An 18,272-nucleotide genomic window follows, 5' to 3' on the forward strand; every position below is an offset into this window, starting at 1 on the left:
GCGGCCGGCGGGAGCGGCTTCGGCCTGCTCGGCATGCGCGAGCGGGTGACCTTGCTGTCCGGCCAGTTCAGCGCCGGCCGGCGTCCGGAGGGCGGATTCCGGGTGGCTGCGAGGCTCCCGGCATGAGCGTGCGGGTGCTGCTGGTCGACGACCAGCCGCTGATGCTGGTCGGGCTCGGGATCCTGATCGGCGCCACCGACGACCTGGAGGTGGTCGGCGAGGCCGGCGACGGCCGCGAGGCGGTGCGCCTGGTGCGTGAACTGCGGCCGGACGTCGTGGTGATGGACATCCGGATGCCGGACGTGGACGGGATCGAGGCGACCCGACAGGCGACCGCCGAGCCGGACCCGCCCAAGGTCCTGGTGCTGACGACCTTCGACCACGACGAGTACGTCTACGGCGCGCTGCGCGCCGGGGCCAGCGGATTCCTGCTCAAGAGCATGGCCCTGGACGCGATCCTGGAAGCGATCCGCGTGGTGGCCGCGGGCGACGCGCTGATCGCGCCGAGCGTGACCCGACGGCTGATCGCGGACTTCGCCGGAACGTCCGGCCCCGCGGCCCCCGAACCGGACGCCGAGCCCGCCGCGGACCCGAGTCCCATCGCGGGGATCACCGACCGGGAACGCGAGGTGCTGGCACTGGTCGGACAGGGACTGTCGAACGGCGAGATAGCCGAGCGGCTGGTGATCAGCGCGGCGACCGCGAAGACCCATGTCGCGCGTCTGTTCGCCAAACTCGAAGCCCGGGACCGCGTCCACCTGGCGATCATCGCCTTCGAAACCGGACTCGTGCCGCGTAGACGGTAGGGGGCAGACGGTAGGGGCAGGACCAGAAGAACGATCGCGACCACGAGTCCGCCGCGTTCCGGATGCGCCGGCACACCCCTGGTCGCAGCAGGATTGGGCTTCGGGGAGTACCTGTCGCTCGCGCCGGCGCCACCGGAGGCCCGGGTGGGCGGCCGGTCGGTGCTGCCGATCCCGGCCCGTGCCGCCGACCACCCGATCACGCTCGGCCGCGGGCCGCGAAACGAACCCTGACCTGCACGGCAGGCGAGGATGCCGAACCGTCGGCGATGTCGCGCGGAACGGCGGTGGGCGTCCGGGCCGCCGTTGCGGTCTCCCGCATACCCAGGATTATGCGGACACTGAGCTCATCCCCAAGTGGGGTGGCCTGCGGGGCCGCGAGTCAGGGGCGTCCCGGCGCTCATCGAGTGGCGGTCGTCGGAGTAGCGGCCGGTGTGGCGGCTGTCGGTGTCGCGGCCGGTGTGGCGGCTGTCGGTGCCGCGACCGGATCGGCCTCCGGCCCGCGACGGCGCCGCCGCACCCCGGCCACCAGCAGCAGCACCGCCGTCCACGCGCCGGTGCAGAGCACCTGGCTGCGGCTGCCCGGGTCCACCAGCATGAACAGCAGCACCCCGGCCATCGCCGCCAGCACCAGGTAACCCAGGTACGGGAAGCCCCACATCGGGGCCGCCTGCTGCAGCCCGCGCTGCTGCTCCAACCCCCGCTGCTCCGGCCCGCGCTCCTGCTCCAACTCCCGCTGCTCCGGCCTGCGCTCCTGCTCCAACTCCCGCTGCTCCGGCCCGTCCGTGCGCTGCCGCCGCCCGTGCAGCCGCAGGTGGGAAGCGGCGATCAGGATCCAGACCACCAGGATCGCCGTCCCGATCGAGTTCAGCAGGAACGGGAAGACGGTCCGCGGCCACAGCAGGCTGAGCACCACCGACGCGAAGCCGAACGCGGCCGAGGCGAGCACGGCGCGGCCGGTCCCGGCCGGGGCAGCCGGAGAGCCGGCCGGTACCGAGTCTCCGGCCGCGCCGTCGCCGTCGCCGTCGCCGCCGCGTCCGGCTGACCGGCCGCGGCCGGTCAGCAGGCGCGGGGCGTCGCCCCGGGCGGCGAGGGCGTACAGCATCCGTGAGGAGCCGTAGATGTTGGCGTTCATCGCCGACAGCAGGGCCACCAGCACGACCGCGTTCATCAGCTGCGCCGCGCCCGGCACCCCGATCCGGCCGATCGCCGCCGCGTACGGGCCGCCGGCGACCGCCGGGTCGTCCCACGGCACCACGGCGACGATCACCGCCATCGAGCCGACGTAGAACAGCGCCACCCGCCACAGCACCGTGCGCACCGCCCGGCGCACCGCGGCCACCGGGTCCTCGCACTCGGCGGCGGCGATGGTCACCGTCTCCAGCCCGCCGTACGCGAACACCGCCGCGACGGTGCCCACCGCGACCCCGTGCCAGCCGTGCGGCAGCAGGCCGCCGTGCGCGGTCAGGTTCTCCGCGGCCGGCGTCCGGCCGGCGAGCACGGCGGCGGCGCCGAGCAGGATGAACGCGCAGATCGAGGCCGCCTTCACCCCGGCGAACCAGAACTCCAGCTCGCCGAAGTGCCGTACGCCCGCCAGGTTCGTCCCGGTGAACAGCGCCATGAACGCCGCCACCCACACCCAGGCCGGCACCTGTGGCAGCCATCCCACCACGATCCGGGACGCCCCGATCGCCTCCGCCGCCACGCTCACCACCAGCAGTGCCCAGTACATCCAGCCGGCCAGCAGCCCGGCCCACGGCCCCCAGGCACGGGTGGCGTGCGCGGAGAACGACCCGGAGCCGGGGCGGGCGGCGGACATCTCGCCGAGCATCCGCATGACCAGCACCGTGAGCACCCCGGCCACCACGTACGACACCACGATCCCTGGCCCCGCCGCGGCGATCCCGACGCCGGAGCCGACGAACAGCCCGGCTCCGATCGCACCGCCCAGCGCGATCATGGCAATGTGGCGCTGTCTCAGCCCACGACTGACCGACCGGTCTTCGGACATCACGGCTCCCCCCGTTGTGATCCAACCGGGGGAGATCCTCGCCCCGACCACCCGTCGTGATCAAGTCCTCCGGCCGGTCCGACCGAGGCGTGGACACCCGCCGGCCGGAGCACGGACGCCCATCGGCCGGAGCACGGACGCCCATCGGCCGGGCTCCGGGGCGCGGCGGCCGACCGCTCCGGGCCGGTGGGCACGTCGAACGCGACGACCACGCCGTCCACCACGGAGAAACGCCCTCACCGACACCGTGCGCCAGCCGTCGTCGATCACCACCGCCCCGAGCCGCCGACGTCACCTCGGATGCGACCCACCGGGCCGACCGACCCCGCGGCGCCGCCGATCGACCCCGCGGCGCCGTCGACCGACCCGCGACCCCGGTCGCTGCGGGCGTAGCCGGGAGAGCGGAGGGGACCGGAGTGCCGGGCCCCGGACGGAGCGGGAGCCCGGTCCTCGGGCAGGGTAGCCCCCTACACGCCCTGCCTGGAGCAACGATTCGCCGCGGGATGCACCAGCGTCACCCATCTCCACAATGAAGTCGTTGCGAACAACGGCCCGTCACCTACCGGTTGGTCCGCTCCCGCCTCGCCGCCCTCCGCCGGGCTCCGGTCGGCGCGCAGCCGCGGCTGCCGGCGGTGCGGCAGGTGACCGGCCGGCTCACCCGACACCCCTGGACCCTGAACGAGGAGGACCGGGCCGGCCTGAAGGAGGTCTGCTTCTCGTCCACCGCGCCGGTGCCGGGCGGTGCTCGTCCGGTCAGCCCAGCGATGCGCTTGCCGCGCGCAGTTCGTTCAGGGCCGCCAGGGTGTACCCGGCGAGGTCGTCCTCGGCGCCTCGGTCGTCCTCGGCCCATTCGGCGTACCCCCGTTTGAAAGCGAGGACGCCCAGCTCGCCCGCGAGAGCCGCGGTCGGATCGGGTACGCCGCGGGCGATCAGAGCGGTTGTCATCGCGGCCGCGAGGCTGACGGTCTTGAGGGTGTCGCGCTCCTGAAGCTCGGCGCTGGCGGCGACGGCCGCCTTCAGGCGGGGGGCGAGTTCGCGGCTCCCGGGGCCCATCGCGGTCGAGGCGCGTTCGAGGCCGGCAGCGACTGCCTCAAGCGGGCTGGCGTCACCGGGGGCGTCGGCGATCCCCTCGGCCAGCAGCCGGCTCAGCGTCTCCTGCCCGGCGACCAGCAGCTCGCGCTTGTCGGGGAAGTGCCGGAAGAAGGTGCTTTTGGTGACCCCGGCACGCTCGGCGATCTGCGCGACCGTCGTGGCGTCGTACCCCTGCTCCGTGAACAGGTCGACCGCAGCCACGACGAGGCGTTCACGCGCACCTGGTTCCCATCGACTCATGGGTTCAGCATATGCGATGGGACTCTTGTCCCATCACCCTGCTAGAGTGATGGGACAAGAGTCCCATCACTTTCGGGAGGGCTTTCCCATGCGCGTTTTCGTCACCGGCGGCACCGGTCTGATCGGTTCCGCCGTCGTCGCCGAACTCCTCGGCAACGGCCACACCGTCCTCGCACTCGCCCGCTCCGACGCCTCCGCACAGGCCGCCCAGGCAGCCGGCGCCGAACCGCTGCGGGGAGGCCTCGCCGATCCGGACGTCCTGCGCTCCGGCGCCGCCCAGGCCGACGGGGTCATCCACCTGGCCTTCGGCAACGACTTCAGCAGCCCCGAGGCCCTCGCCAGGAACATCGCCGAGGAGACCGCCGCCCTCACCACCCTCGGCGAGGAACTCGTCGGCAGTGACCGCCCCCTGGTCACCGTCTCGGGTACGCCCTGGGTGCCCGGCCGTGCCTCCACCGAGGCCGACCCGGTGCCCACCGACGGGCCGGTCGGCGGCCGCGGCCGCACGGTCACGGCAATTCTGGGCCTGGCCTCGCGCGGGGTCCGGAGCACGTCCGTACGCCTGCCGCGCACGGTCCACAACGAGGGCGCGGGCGGGTTCGCCGGTCTGCTGACCGACATCGCACGCCGGAGCAGGATCTCCGGCTACCCCGGCGACGGCACACAGCGCTGGCCCGCCGTCCACGCGCTCGACGCGGCCGTGCTCTTCCGGCTCGCCCTGGAACAGGCGCAGGCCGGTACCGCCTGGCACGCCGTCGCCGACGAGGGGGACGAGGTACGGGACATCGCGGCCGTCATCGGCCGACGGCTGGGCCTGCCGGTCGAGTCGGTGCCGGAGGAGACCTACGGCCCGCTCGGCCCGATCTTCAAGGCCGACCAGCCCTCGTCCAGCACCCGCACCCGGCAGGAACTCGGTTGGCAGCCGCAGCACCCCGGCCTGCTGGAGGACCTGGAGAACATCCAGCCCTGACCGGCGACCGGCGACCGGGGCGGGCCCCCCGCAGCGACACCCCGTACCCGCACACCCCGCGGTCAACCCGCCCCGGTTCCCGGCCCGTTCCCCTTCCTCACACCATCGCCGACAACCGGGCCCGCCGGCACCGGTCCGCCCCTCCCGCGCGGCAGCGACACACCTCGCACCACCCGCGCAGATGCGGCAGTTCATCTCCACGACAAGCAGGAGGTTCCATCATGCCGACAGTTGTCTTCGGCGCTCGCGGCAATGTCGCCCGTCATGTGGCGGACGGCCTGCTGGCCGCCGGTGAGCAGGTCAGAGCAGTCAGCAGGACCCCAGCCGCGGGCCTGACACCGGGGCGCGAAGCAGTCGTCGCCGACCTGGACCGTCCCGAGACGCTGCCCGCAGCACTCGACGGCGCCGACAAGCTGTTCCTGTACGGAATGCTCGACCCCCACAAGCCCTACGACATCGAGAAGGTCACCGCGGCGGCCACAGCCGCGGGGATCCGGCACGTGGTCCTGCTCTCGTCGGTGTCGGTCGTCCTGGACCCCGACGCCCACCACCCGGTCACCCGCCTGAACCGCACGATCGAGCAGGCCGTCCAACGCTCCGGCATGGACTGGACGTTCCTCAGGCCCGGGACGTTCGCGACCAACACCCGCACCTGGTGGGCCGAATCGATCCGCACCGGCAACGCCGTCCGCCTCCCCTACCCACTCGCACAGTCGGCACCGGTACACGAGAAGGACATCGCGGCGCTGGCGGTGACCGCCCTGACCGAACCGGGCCACTCGCACCAGGCCTACACCATCCACGGCGCCGAGTCCCTGACCCTGCAACGCCAGGTCGAGCACATCGGCGAGGCCATCGGTCGTCACATCCGGGTCGAACACGTCTCCGACGAGCAGGCCCGCGCGGAAGTCGCCAGAACCATGCACCCGGTCGTCGCCGAGACGATCGTCAGCCAGTGGTCCGCCGCCGACGGCGTCGCGGCCGTGACCTCCGTCATCGCCGAAAAGATCACCGGCGCTCCGGCACACACCTACGCCCAGTGGGCCGTCGACCACGCCGACGACTTCCGCTGAACTCGTCCTGCCCACCAGCCACACAGGGCCCCGGCCTGCCCGGCACCCCGGTTCCCCCACCCCAGTCACAGCGGTGGAACGCGCAGCGGCGCACCCACCGCCCTCCGGAGTACAACGACCGCCCGGCACCCGTGCCGGGCGGTCGTTGTACTCCCGCTGCTTCGGCTGCCTCACCCTGCCTGCCGTCGAACGCTCGAATGACGACAGATAACGACAGGTGTCCAACGAACCCGGAGCCCCCGGAACACGCATCCGAACAGATCCGATGACGGACGACGACAAGGGTGCGGTGACAGCTAGTGCTGTGACTGCGTAGGTTCGCCGGGTTGGGTCTCGGGCTGCGTGACTGCGCAGGGAGTGTTCGCGGTCGCCCAGGAACGGAACAGCGTGAGGGCCTCGGTGAGGTTGCCGGGGCCGCACGCGGCGTGAAAGGTCTTCTCGGAGGTCCACGCCCGGACCCAGTCGTGCGTGCCGCGGTTGACGTCCTGGCGGGGGTACTCGTGTTCTTCCAGGTCCGTCTCCTCCAAATCGATGCGGACGGTCCAGCCGGGGTTGTCGAGCGTGTCGATCTTCACGCCCCACTCGTGCTCCCAGTCGCTGTTGCACTGCGCCACATACCAACCCTGCAGCCAGTCGAGGACATGCTCCGAATCGCTCATGGCAGGTGCTGCCAAGCGAGTCGCGGATCGGAAATCGGACGCGGCTGGTCCAACTGCCTGTGGGGACGCGATGAACGAACCCCCGTCCAGGACTCGCAATGCGGCCCATGCCGCCTGCCCGTCATCGGTTCGTGCCAGTTCCTCCAACGCCTGGCGATCAGCCCACCCGAGCACCACCCGCAGGTCGCGGGTGAGATCGAACCCGATCTCCCGTGCAACCCAGTCCGCGATCACCAGGGCATCCGCAACGACCGCCGGATCAGTGGCGATCTCCGGCCCCAGGAGCGAGAGGCCTCCGTCATTGGCTCCGCGAGCGAGCGCCAGCGCCACCAGGGCCCAACGGGCCACCCGGTCAGCAGGATCACGGTCCAACTGTTCACTGGCGTATTCGTGCAGCTTGTGGACCGTCACGCGATCGTTCGCCCAGCCACGCCAGAACTCATCGTCCCGCGGCAGCGCTTCCAGAGCAGACAGACCATCGCGCAGAGCCCGCACCATGCGTTCGCCGAACTCGGCATGGCCGGTGTCGGATCCGGACTGTCGAAGCTGATCGATCTCGGCCTGGTTCACCTGACCATCATGCTACTGTCCATCTCCCTCACAAAGGGACCAACGCGGCTCTCAATGCCACCGCCCGACTGGCTCCCGTTCGCGGTTCCGGTCCTGCCGTGAGGACCATCAATGGAGCTGGAACTCGTCATCATCCGCAGGTCATGCCGTTCAGTCAGCGGCGTCAGGGTCGGATTCCGTGGGCCGACGCCTCCCTGTTCTGAGGCCCGCCCGGCCTTCTCGGCACCAAGGGGACGTGCGCACCGATGCTGAGGGGGATCAGCCGTCAGCCGGCCTGAGGTCGATCACGACCATCTTGTCCGTCCGGTAGCTGTCGAGGTCCGGGCTGTGCCATGACTCGCCTGCACGGATCTGGTGGAACCTGAACGTCGCGTTGGTTTCGTTGGCACCGACGATGCAGCGCACCGGGCTTGGGTGGTCCAGTTCGGTGACGAGCCGGCGGAACTCCATGGCGAATGCGATCCCGTGAAGGAGAAGGACTCGCTGATCGTCCTGCGAGATCTGCGGGGCGTCGTCGATGATCTGAACATCGACGGGGACGTGGTCTTCCAGGTGGAAGGAGCTGTCGGCGCACTCCCAACCCGTGAGGTCGCCGAAGAACGAGGGAGCGCCGTCGGCGTTGCCCGTCGAGTCGGCCCAGGTGAGTACATCTCCTCGGCGGGCGATCCCTTCCGCAAGCCGGCCACGCAGGCCGGGGGCAAGGCCACCGGGCGGCGTCAGGACGGCCCCACCAGTAAGCACGAGCATCTCGGCCGCAGCATCGTTCATCGTCAGCGACAGCATGTGGCTCATGATCGCAGCCAGCTCAGCATCCGATAACCACAAGGCACTTACACGAGATCGCTCACACGCCCCGCCGGGCCTGCCTGCGGTTTGCTGCTCGGCCGGGTGGCAGTGAGCGGGCGTGTGCGCAGGTCCAGGCCGGGGGTTCACGAGGTGGTGAGCGTGGCCAGCGCGTCCTTGGCGCAGGCGATGGCGGCTGCCTCGGCGGTGTCGCTGGGAACGTCCTTGAGGGTCAGGCCGGAGTAGGTGAGCGCGGAGTACCTGACGGTGACGAGCGCGTTGCGCTGGGTCACCGTGAGTTCGACGTGGCCGAAGCCGCTGTAGGAGACGTAGAGCAGGGTCGCCTTGTCGCCGAGGTCGGGAACGGCCCGGTCGTCGGTGATCTTCGCGCCGGTGCTGGTCGCCGTGGTCCGGCTGGTGGTCAGCATTTGCTGGTAGACGGTCTCCGCGGTCGGGGACAGCGTGACGACGACCTGCGCGTCGGCGTAGCCGGCGGCCTTGCTCGTCCAGGTCGCGTTCGACGTGGTCGCACCGCCGGCGGGCGGCGGCGCGGTGCAGGTGGCTCCCTTGATGTGACGCTCGACCGTCTCCGGGCGCAGCAGCGCGCAGCCGTCGACCAGCGTGGTGTAGGGCGCGGTGGTCGGGGTGGCCGGGGCGGCCGGACCGGCGGAGGACGGCGCACCGGGGACGGTTGCCGCGGTGGTCACCGCGGTGGTCGGCGCGGCGGTGGGTGCCGGGTCGACGAGGTTGGCGGCCAGGCTCAGTGCGAGGGCGGCGGCGCCGGCCCCGGCGGTGAGGCCGCCGAGCAGCCAGGTCCACCGCCGGGTGGGGCCGGCGGGGCGCAGGTCCGCCGGGTCGGGGAGGGTGGCCGGGGTGGGCTGCCCCGGCAGGACGCGGGTGGACGCGGCGGTCGGCAGCGGCTGCGTCGCGGGTGGGGTGTCCTCGATGTCGGCCATCTGGTGGTGAACCTTTCCGGGGCGGGTCAGCTGCTGGGCAGGTGGTAGGCGGTCAGCGTGGTTCCGTAGCCGACCAGCAGGGCGGAGTCCTGGAGGAGGACCTGCGGGTTGCCCGGCTGCCGGGCGAGGGTCTGCTGCCACTGCGGGGTGCCGCCGGTGACGGTGAGCGCCTGCACGGTGATCCCGCCGGCGGCGGCGGGTGCGGTGAGGAGGACGAGCTCCCCGGCGCAGCCCCGGACGGTGGCGGCGCCCTGGGGCGACTGCCAGGTCCAGGCGGTGCGCCCGGTGCGCAGGCCGATGCCGGTCGCGCCCTGTGGCCCGCCCAGGACGAGCACCCCTGCGGCGTCCGCGCTCCCGGTGACGGAGCCGCTGCGCGGGCCGTTCCAGAGCCGGGCGCCCTGGGTGGAGTCGAACGCCGCTGTGTTGACCTGCTGGTCCGGGGTCGGCACGCCTCCGGGCGGCAGGCAGGTGAGCACGTCCTGGCGGAGCGAGAGTGAGCCCTGGTAGGCGGCGAGGAACATGGTCGCGGAGGCCGATGGAAGGCCGCTGGGCCGGCTCCAGAGGGTGGCGCCGTCCTGGGCGTCCACTGCGGCGAGGGCCAGGTCCGAGGTCAGGGCGTACAGCCGGCTGCCGGTCGGCGGCGCGTACAGGTCCTGGGCGTCGAGCGACCAGCGCTGCCGCCCGGTCGCGCTGTCGAGCCCGGCGAAGCGGAACGCGCCGCTCGCGGCCTCCTTCGTCCCGGCGAGGAGCGTCACGACCAGCAGGCCGGCCGACGCCATGCCCTGGAGGCGGTACGAGGTGCCGAGCGCGGCGCCGGTCCAGAGCCGGCCCCCGCCGGCCGCGTCGTAGGCGTGCAGCGCGCCGTCCTTGCCGGTGACCAGCAACAGGCCGGGTATCGGCAGGGCGACGGACTGCGCACCGGGAACGGTGTCGGCCGACCGCCAGAGCGTCGTGCCGTTGCGGGCGTCGCGCGCCTGCACCACGCCGGCCGAGTCCACCGTCCACACCCGGCTGCCGTCGCCGACCGGGAGGATGCCGGTCTCCGCGGTGCTGCTCCACAGGGTGTGCCCGTCGGTGCGGGCGTAGCCGACCACTCCGGTGCGGTCCGCGCACACCACTGCCTCCGGTCCGCAGGCGACGGGAGCCATGCCGGCCCTGGGGAGCGTGAGCGACCAGGCCTGCGGGGGTGCGCCGCCGGCCGGGCCGGGCCACAGCATTCGGGCGGCGCCCGCCGTGGCGGCCGTGGCGAGCAGGGCTCCGCCGAGCAGGAGCAGGCGGCGCCGGGTGCCGTTCGGGTCTCTCAGCACCCGGGTCAGGTCCCGCTCGCGCCGGCGCACCGTCCGCTCGGCCCCGCCCATCCAGTCGGTGCCGACCGCCGGACCGTACCGGAACGCTGCGACGAGTTCGGCCGGTGCGGGCCGCCGGGCCGGGTCCCGGTGCAGACAGCGCACCAGCAGCCCCACCAGTTCCGGCGGTACTCCGTCGAGGTCCGGGGGCTCCTCGGCGGACCGGTAGATCAGCACCGCCGCCGGCCCGTCGCCGAAGGGCGGGCGGCCGGTGGCGGCGAAGGCCAGGACGGCGCCGAGCGAGAACAGGTCGCTGGCGGGGGTGAGGTCCTCGCCCACCGCGTGTTCGGGGGACATGAACCCGGGGGTGCCGATGATCTCGCCGCTCGCGGTGGGCAGTGCGTCGACCGTCGGTTTGCTGATGCCGAAGTCGATGACCCTCGGGCCGTCCCGGGTGACCAGGATGTTCGAGGGCTTCAGGTCGCGGTGGATGATCCGGGCGCGGTGGATCGCGGCCAGCGCCTCCACCAGTCCCGCCCCCAGCACCTGCAGCGCGGGCCCGGTGAGCGGGCCGTGCCGGGCCACGGCCTCGTGCAGCGACGGGCCGGCAGCGAACTCGGTCGCCAGCCAAGGGAGTTCCGCCTCGGTGTCGGCATCCACCACCGCCACGGTGTACGCCCCGTTGACTGCCCTGGCTGCCGCAACCTCCTGGGTGAACCTGCGCCGGAACTCGGCGTCGGCCGCGTACTGCTGCTGCACGGTCTTCACCGCGACGGGGCGGCCGCTGTCGGTGGTGGCCAGGTAGACGTCGCCCATGCCGCCCGCGCCGAGCCGCCGCAGGACGCGGTACGGGCCGATGCTCCGCGTGCTCACGCACCACCTGCCCCGAAGGCGCGCAGCGTGGTGGCGGAGCCGCAGAACAGCGTCCCGCCCTTGGCCGCGGTGGTCCACTGGCCTTCGTCGGAGGGTGCCTTCGCCACCCAGCGGATCGCGCCGTCGGCCGCGTTCAGGACGGCTGCTCCGGACGATCCGTCACGCAGGGGCACGCCGAAGAAGCCGTCTCCGGCTGACGGCGCCTGGAAGTCCGCGCCCGTTCCCGTCCCGGCCGTCGCCCCCACGGTGGTGTGCCACAACCCCTTGCCGGTCGCGACGTCCAGGCAGTAGGCCGCGCCCCGGGCCCCGGAGAGCAGCAGCCGGCCGGCGCCGAGCGCGCAGCCGAAGACCGCCTGCGGGACGGCGGGAGCCGCCCAGCGCTGCTGCCCGGTGGCCGGGTCCAGGGCGGCGACCGCGGCGTCGCGGACCACCAGCAGCAGCTCGCCGGTGCGCAGCAGCCGCGAGGGCGTCCCGGTGTTCCCCGGCGTGAGGCCGGTGACCTGCCACTGCGACGCGCCGGTGCGCAGGTCCACCGCGTGGATGACGCCGCTGTCCTCGAAGTAGCAGCGGCCGTCGGCGACCAGGCCCATCGCGCTGCCGGAACCGCTCAGCCGGTTCTCGCCGGTGCGGGCCGAGGACACCGCCATGTTCTGGGAGATCTCCTGCTGCCACAGCACCGTCCCACTGCTCAGCTCGGCCCCGGCCACGACCCCGCCGCCCGTGAGGGAGGTCTGGCGGGCGAGCACCACCGTCCGGCTGTCCGCACCGAAGACCCGCAGGCTCATCGCGGCCTCGTCGCGCTGCGCGGCGGGAACGCCGAGCGGGCTCTGACCGCTCTCGCCCCCGGCGTTCAGCCACACCAGGTTCGCGAAACCCGCAGACGTCCCGTAGATCAGGTCGCTCTGTACCTGGAAGAACTGCACGTCCTGCCGGGACCAGACCTGACGCCCCGTCGCCCCGTCGAAGCCGACCGCGCCCAGCCCCCCGCTCCACCACACCGGGGTGGCATCGAGCAAGGACAGCTGGTGACCGATCGTCAGACCGCTGATCGGAGTGCTCCACAGCGGCGCCGGCGCGGCGGGCGGCGTGCCGGAACCTGCCGCTTCGGCGCCCCACGCGTCCGCGGCCTCGCCCACCGCCGCCGCGCCACGGGCCAGTTGGGCGCGACGGGTGAGCAGCAGCGGCACGCCGACGGCGGCGGCCGCCCCCGCGCCGAGCCCGGCGCCGAGCCCGAACAGGCCGCGCCGGCTGAGCGACTGCCACGTCCGCACCGGCAGCGCTGGCGGATCGGCCTGCGGCGCGCCCAGATCGGCCTCGGCCTGCCGCTCCCGGGCATCGAGGTCGGCGAGCAGCCCCGGGCCCAGCAGCGCCGCCGGATCGGCCGGGGCCAGCGCGCCCAGCACGGCCGCCGCGGTGGGCCGCCGGGCGGGGTCCTTGGCCAGGCAGGAGGCCACGAAGGGGTGCCATCCGGCGGGCACTCCGGAGAGGTCCGGCTCCTCGTACACGACCCGCCGGTTGACCTGCGCGGGCTCACCGCCGCCGAACGGCGTGCGACCGGTGAACGCGTACACCAGCACGCAGCCCAGCGAGAACACATCGGCCGCGCCGGAGGTGACCGAGCCGGAGACCACGCGCTCGGGGGCGATGTAGCCCGGTGTGCCGCACACCATGCCGGTCCGGGTCAGGTGCACGGCGTCGAAGGCACGGCTGATCCCGAAATCGATGACGCGCGGACCGTCCCGCGCAATGAGCACATTGCCCGGTTTGAGGTCACGGTGCACCACCCCCGCCGCATGGATCGCGGCCAACGCCTCGGCGAGGGCAGCGCCCAGGGCCCGTACTCCCGCCTCGCCGAAGGGGCCGAACCGCAGGACCACCTCGCCGAGGGTCGGCGCGGGCACATAGGACGTGGCCATCCAAGGACGGCGACCACGCGGCTCCGCGTCCACCACGGGCGGCGTGTGAAAACCGGTCACCCGCCGTGCGGCCTCGACCTCCTGCTGGAAGCGGCGCTGGAACTGCGGGTCCTCGGCGTACTCGGCCCTGATCACCTTCACCGCGAGCAGCCTCAACCCGGGCGAGCGGGCCAGGAACACCTCCCCCATCCCGCCCGCGCCCAACAGCCGCAGCAACTGATGCGGGCCCACGAACACAGGCCGCTGCGCCCGCATGCCCTCGGCGTTCTTGCCGGCAGCCACCAAGCCTCCCCACGCGTGTTGCCGTCATGACAGACAGGACACAGTGACACGTGCAGCTCACCCCGCGGTTGCCTTTCGCACAATGTTTGCCGCGCCAACCGGCAGCCGGGCACGCTGCGGCGCCGGAAACGCCGCCCGACAGGCTGAACGCAGTGCTTCCCACAGGAACGTCGGCCGGACGCACGCAAGATGGCGAAGGACCGGCAGCGGGCCCGGCCGGAGCCGTTGCCCCGATGAGGAGAGAAACCGGAGAGGCGCTGACAGCTGACCGACGGAAATCGGTCGTCCATCCCTCCCGGCCGTCCCCGAGGGTGGCGAGGCTGCTGGTCTCCCATGCCGATCGTGGCGAGGAGGTCCTACTGCTCCTGGTCGAGCTCGGCCCACCCGGCCCGCTGCGCCCGCACCCACCGGCCGATTGCCTTGCCCTCGTACTCCGTCGCCACCGGCAGGCCGGCCCAGTCGGCCAGGCCGTCGGACTCCAGGGGAGACCAGCCGATCAAGGACGCTGTGCCAACAGCGTCAGGGCCTGCCCTGCGATTAGCTGCACTTCTTCCTCCTCGTGCTGTTCCATGGCGCGGATAAGGGCGAGGCTTTCGGTTTCCTCCGGCCACAACAAGGCGAGCAGCTTGATCACCTGAACCCGGATGTCGGCCGGGTAGCTCGGTTTGGTGTGTTCGCACACAACTGGCCACGCCTCGTTGGGGAAGTTTGCTGCGAGCACTCGCAAGGCCGTGCTGCGCACGTAGGTGGTGTCGGTGTCGGTGATGTTGGTGCTGGTGGCGGCGGTGAGGACGATGTGGAGGGTATCCGGGTGGTCCGGCCAGCGCTCTCCCAGGGCTTGAAGGGCGGTGCTGCGGGTCTCGGTGGTGTCAGTCGTGTCAGTGGAGTCCGTGGCAGCGGCCAGGAAGGCGTTACCGGTTTCTGGGTCGTCCGGCCACCGCTCCCCCAGAACCCGCAGAGCTGTGCTGCGGACGTACGTAGGGTCGGTGGCGGCAGCGAGGACGGTTTGACGGGTTTCAGGATTGTCTGGCCATTGCTCTCCCATGACGTGCAGGGCGATGTCGCGGACGTGTGGGTCGGTGTCGGTGGCGGCAGCGAGGACGGTTTGACGGGTTTCAGGATTGTCTGGCCATTGCTCTCCCATGACGTGCAGGGCGATACCGCGGACGTGTGGGTCGGTGTCGGTGGCGGCGGCCAGGACGGTTTGACGGGTTTCAGGAAGGTCTGGCCACCGATCCCCCAGTACGTGCAAGGCGGTACCGCGGACGCTCGTGGCGTCGGTGGCGGCGTTCAGCATGGTTTGGTGGGTGTCCTGATCGTTCGGGAACCTCGCTGCGAGTACTCGGAGGGCGGTGTTACGGACGTCTGGTGAGGTGTTGGTGTCGGTGGCGGCGCTCAGGACGGCATTACGGGTTTCTGGGTGGTCCGGCCACCGCTTTCCGAGTACGCGCAGGGCGGTGCTGCGCGCGTACGTCTTGTCGGTGGTGTCGGTGGCGGCGCTCAGGACGGCATTACGGGTTTCTGGGTGGTCCGGCCACCGTTCCCCCAGTACTTCCAGGGCTGCGCTGCGGACATTCGCGATGGTGTTGGTGGCGGCGCTCAGGACGGCATTACGGGTTTCTGGGTGGTCCGGCCACCGCTCCCCCAGTACTTCCAGGGCCGTGCTGCGGACATTCGGGCTGTTGGTGTCGGTGGCAACGGTCAGGACAGCTTGGTGGGCTTCCGGATGGTCCGGCCAGCTTTCCCCCAACACGTGCAGGGCGGCGTCTCGGGCCTCCGGGTGGGTGGTGGTGTCGGTGGCGGCGCTCAGGACGGTTTGGCGGGTGTCCGGGTGGTCCGGCCACCTTTCCCCCAATACCCGCAGGGCGATGCCACGGACGAACGTGGTGTCGGTCGTGTCGGTGGCGGCGCTCAGGACGGTTCGGCGAGTGTCAGGATGGTTCGGCCACCGCTCCCCGAGCACCGTCAAGGCAGCGCAGCGAAGGAACGGATCCCAGGGGATGTACGCCTGGCGCGCGGTTTCCTCCACGTCTCGGCTCAGTGCCGCAGCAATATCGCCGCCCTGAAATGCGCGATCCCCTGACTGGGTCGCGTAGTACCAGCGAAGAAATCTCTCCCGGCCGCTCCAATAACGGTCGAAGGTCCCGAAAGCTGGCATGGCTTCCTCGATGGACACATATGTCGACTGGCGCAGCGCGGCAGTGAGGGTGTTGATGACGGCGTCACTTTGCGCGGCCGCGGAAAGGTGCCGGTCTTTGCTGTCCGAGGCGGGGGAGGCGCCGATTTCCTTGACCTCGGCCAGGACACGGATGGCCAGTACCAGCATTGGCACCCGCCAGCGCTGGGAACTCACCTCGCGTCGGTGTTGGTCAAGGAGGCGTGCGATGAAGGATGCCACGCCACGCTGGTGAAGGTTGCCGGCCATGAGGAGCAGCACTTCGTGCCAAGCGGGATCGCCAGCGTGGTCGGCCAGGACCCCGACCATTTCGTCGCGGGTCCATTCCTCCTCGTAGGAACGGTTGAGGAGTTCGGTGGCGGCGAGGTACTCGAGGAAGGTGCGGTGGACGAACCCGTAGATGCCTCCGCCGTAGTGGGCGAGGAGGAAGTTGCGGGTACGCAGCCGGTCGACGACGTGATCGGCGGCGATGTCGGCGGCAGGGCGGGAGATGTTGTGTTCGGTCAGGTAGGTGCTGATGATGGCGGTCAGTTCGTTGTGCTGGATGAACGTGCCGACGGGGTGGCCCGCGCCTTCCTGAATGCGGCGGGCGATGCGCTGGAGGACCTTGAGGCGTTTGTCGACGTTGAGCCACTCCAGTGCTTGGGCGGCCTCTCCGGTGAGGGGGGAGTGGGGGGTGAGGAACTTGGCGTCTTTGTCCCATTGCTCGATGAGCACTTCCACGGCGTGGGCGTAGACCTCGCGCCGCTCGCGGGGGATGGTCTTGCCGAGTCCCATGGAGGCCAGGACGGTTAGCAGCAGCGGGTTGCCGGCCAGCTCCGCCACCGCCCTCACTCCGCGTGCGGCCCCCAGCAGGCGCTGGGTGAGCTGGGATGCCAGGTGGGGGTTCTCCGGATGTGCTGCGGTGTACCAGCGGCGGATGAACTCCTCGACCTGCTGGTGCTCCAGGTTCTGGAGCACCACCTGTGTGAAGCCTGCCGCGGTGAACTCGCCGGCCCGGTAGCCGTACTCCCGCGACGTCACCACCACCCGAACGTCAGAGTGGTCGGAGGCGAAAGCGGTGATCTGCCGTGCGGTCTGTGCGCGCACAGCCGGGTCGAACACTTCGTCCAGGCCGTCGAAGAACACCACGGCACGCCCCTGTGCGAGCAGGCCTTCCAGCACGGGACGCGTCAGACACATCCGGTCCTGCCGGTCCACGTGCTCCAGGAAGTCCTCGATCGTCCGATCACGCCAGTGCGCCTGCGCGTACTGCCGTAGCTCCACCACCACCGGCACCAAACCGTCCAACTCGACGAGCTCGACCGGCCGCTCCTGCAGGGCACCGGCCAACGCCAGCGCCATGTACTTCGCCAGCGTCGACTTCCCCGCACCGGGATCACCTAGCACCACCACTCGCCGACCTGCCTCGCCCGCCAGTACCTCCAGCACCGGCCGTGTCGGCTGTGCCAGGTAGGTCTCCCGCAGAGTGCGGACAGTTTCGACTTCCAGCCCGGGTGGCAGGTCGGTGTCCGCCGACTCGCCTGCCGCCAGCAGCCGACGTACCTCAGCCGGCACGTGGGCCACGTACGGGCGGCACGACTGCGGCATGAACACCTGCCGCACCTCGATCTTCGGCTGCTCACCGGCGCTGCCGGAAGCGCCCAGAACATCGAGGTTCAGCCGCCAGTGAACCTCCCGCACCCGCTGGCGGTACGCTTCCACGGCTGCAGCCCACTCGGCGGCACGCACCTCTTCCTGCGCGACGTCATCGTCCTCGTTGGCCAGGCGGGCAGCCTCACGCTCCGTCCGGGCCCCGCCCAGCAGCCGCTCCCACCGGGACCGCTCCGCGCGTAGCCACCGCTCCTCCACCCGGCCATCAGCCGCCAGCGAAGGAGCCCCGGCCCAAGCCGACCACACCGCCACCACCGCCAGCAGAACCTCCGCGTCCTGCGGAACCCGTGCCTCCCCCGCACGGCCTGCCGGCGGCACCCACGAACTGATCCGCTTCCCCGCGAACCTCTCCGTCCCGGCCCGACCGGTGCGCCGCACCGCCTTCTCCAACTCCAGCTGCCCGCACAGAGCCTGCCGCGCCTTGCGCGCCTGCTCCGCCCGCTCCTTCAGCTCCAGCAGCCCCCCGTACAGCGCCTGCCGCTTCGGTCCCAGCTGCTGCTCGTTCTCCGGCACCGTCCCACCGCCCTGCCTCTCGCCCGCGCGTACCCGCCCCGCCCGCACCCGAGCTGAAGGGCACCCGCAACCGGCCACCGCTGACCAGCAGCGTAGTACCCAACGTGCCCGTCCTGCCCGCAACTTGGGACAACCTGGACGCTCGATGCCACATTCGATACCGGCGCCGGGCGCCCCGGCCATCCCAACACCGCGACAGCCGACAAGGACACCAGCCATGGACGACGACCTCGACCGCAAGCCGGCACCCGCCGACCCCTGCACCAACGCCAATACGGCAACGGACGCCACGCCCGTCCCGGCCGAACCCCTAACCCTCCGCCAGATCGGGCGAACGGCCGTGCTCTCCCTGGCTGCCACCCCCGCCCCAATCCTGCTTGCGCTCGTCGATTGGTGGCTGAAGACGCACTGACCCC

At 71.7% G+C, this 18,272-nt stretch carries 13 protein-coding genes and 1 pseudogene; 5 read left to right on the forward strand and 9 right to left on the reverse strand.

Features of this window, described 5'->3' with window-relative positions:
- Positions 1 to 126 (forward strand): annotated as a pseudogene (locus tag ACFV04_RS21075) (sensor histidine kinase); the annotation flags it as partial.
- Positions 123 to 806: a response regulator gene (locus ACFV04_RS21080; protein ID WP_380531037.1), complete on the forward strand. Its 684-nt coding sequence runs from the start codon at positions 123 to 125 to the stop codon at positions 804 to 806. The pseudogene ACFV04_RS21075 and the gene ACFV04_RS21080, both read left to right, overlap by 4 nt.
- 397 nt (positions 807 to 1,203) lie before the next feature.
- On the opposite strand, the gene ACFV04_RS21085 is transcribed toward ACFV04_RS21080, so the two are convergent.
- Positions 1,204 to 2,814, reverse strand: coding sequence for an amino acid permease (locus ACFV04_RS21085; RefSeq protein ID WP_380531040.1), 1,611 nt, complete (start codon positions 2,812 to 2,814; stop codon positions 1,204 to 1,206).
- Between the two features lie 753 nt (positions 2,815 to 3,567).
- Positions 3,568 to 4,146, reverse strand: a complete 579-nt coding sequence (locus ACFV04_RS21090; RefSeq protein ID WP_380531043.1) for a TetR/AcrR family transcriptional regulator — start codon at positions 4,144 to 4,146, stop codon at positions 3,568 to 3,570.
- Positions 4,147 to 4,234: 88 nt separating this feature from the next.
- On the opposite strand from ACFV04_RS21090, the gene ACFV04_RS21095 reads away from it, so the two are divergent.
- Complete coding sequence (locus ACFV04_RS21095; RefSeq protein WP_380531045.1) at positions 4,235 to 5,116, forward strand: SDR family oxidoreductase; 882 nt, start codon at positions 4,235 to 4,237, stop codon at positions 5,114 to 5,116.
- 221 nt (positions 5,117 to 5,337) lie between these two features.
- The gene (locus ACFV04_RS21100) at positions 5,338 to 6,189 is read left to right on the forward strand and encodes an NAD(P)H-binding protein (RefSeq protein ID WP_380531048.1); all 852 of its coding nucleotides are present in this window, start codon (positions 5,338 to 5,340) and stop codon (positions 6,187 to 6,189) included.
- A gap of 296 nt (positions 6,190 to 6,485) precedes the next feature.
- On the opposite strand, the gene ACFV04_RS21105 is transcribed toward ACFV04_RS21100, so the two are convergent.
- The 7 genes from ACFV04_RS21105 to ACFV04_RS21135 form a co-directional block, all read right to left on the reverse strand.
- Positions 6,486 to 7,418, reverse strand: a complete 933-nt coding sequence (locus ACFV04_RS21105; RefSeq protein ID WP_380531051.1) for an immunity 53 family protein — start codon at positions 7,416 to 7,418, stop codon at positions 6,486 to 6,488.
- Between the two features lie 258 nt (positions 7,419 to 7,676).
- Positions 7,677 to 8,201, reverse strand: coding sequence for a hypothetical protein (locus ACFV04_RS21110; RefSeq protein WP_380531054.1), 525 nt, complete (start codon positions 8,199 to 8,201; stop codon positions 7,677 to 7,679).
- 146 nt (positions 8,202 to 8,347) lie between these two features.
- On the reverse strand, positions 8,348 to 9,157 hold the full coding sequence (locus tag ACFV04_RS21115) for a hypothetical protein (protein WP_380531057.1): 810 nt from the start codon (positions 9,155 to 9,157) through the stop codon (positions 8,348 to 8,350).
- A 26-nt stretch (positions 9,158 to 9,183) separates the two neighbouring features.
- Positions 9,184 to 11,316, reverse strand: a complete 2,133-nt coding sequence (locus ACFV04_RS21120) for a PQQ-binding-like beta-propeller repeat protein (protein WP_380531060.1) — start codon at positions 11,314 to 11,316, stop codon at positions 9,184 to 9,186.
- A complete protein-coding gene (locus ACFV04_RS21125; protein WP_380531063.1) occupies positions 11,313 to 13,514 on the reverse strand; it encodes a protein kinase in 2,202 nt (733 codons plus the stop codon). Before ACFV04_RS21125 ends, ACFV04_RS21120 begins: the two co-directional genes overlap by 4 nt.
- A 356-nt stretch (positions 13,515 to 13,870) precedes the next feature.
- The gene (locus tag ACFV04_RS21130) at positions 13,871 to 14,014 is read right to left on the reverse strand and encodes a hypothetical protein (RefSeq protein WP_380531066.1); all 144 of its coding nucleotides are present in this window, start codon (positions 14,012 to 14,014) and stop codon (positions 13,871 to 13,873) included.
- Complete coding sequence (locus ACFV04_RS21135; RefSeq protein WP_380531069.1) at positions 14,011 to 17,856, reverse strand: HEAT repeat domain-containing protein; 3,846 nt, start codon at positions 17,854 to 17,856, stop codon at positions 14,011 to 14,013. The genes ACFV04_RS21130 and ACFV04_RS21135 overlap by 4 nt, the downstream gene beginning before the upstream one ends.
- Before the next feature lie 217 nt (positions 17,857 to 18,073).
- Here ACFV04_RS21135 and ACFV04_RS21140 point away from each other — a divergent pair, with 217 nt between their 5' ends.
- Positions 18,074 to 18,268: a hypothetical protein gene (locus tag ACFV04_RS21140; protein WP_380531072.1), complete on the forward strand. Its 195-nt coding sequence runs from the start codon at positions 18,074 to 18,076 to the stop codon at positions 18,266 to 18,268.
- The last annotated feature ends 4 nt before the right edge of the window (positions 18,269 to 18,272 follow it).

Origin of the sequence: Kitasatospora sp. NPDC059599 (genome assembly GCF_042735125.1) — a bacterium.
Classification (GTDB): Bacteria; Actinomycetota; Actinomycetes; order Streptomycetales; family Streptomycetaceae; genus Kitasatospora.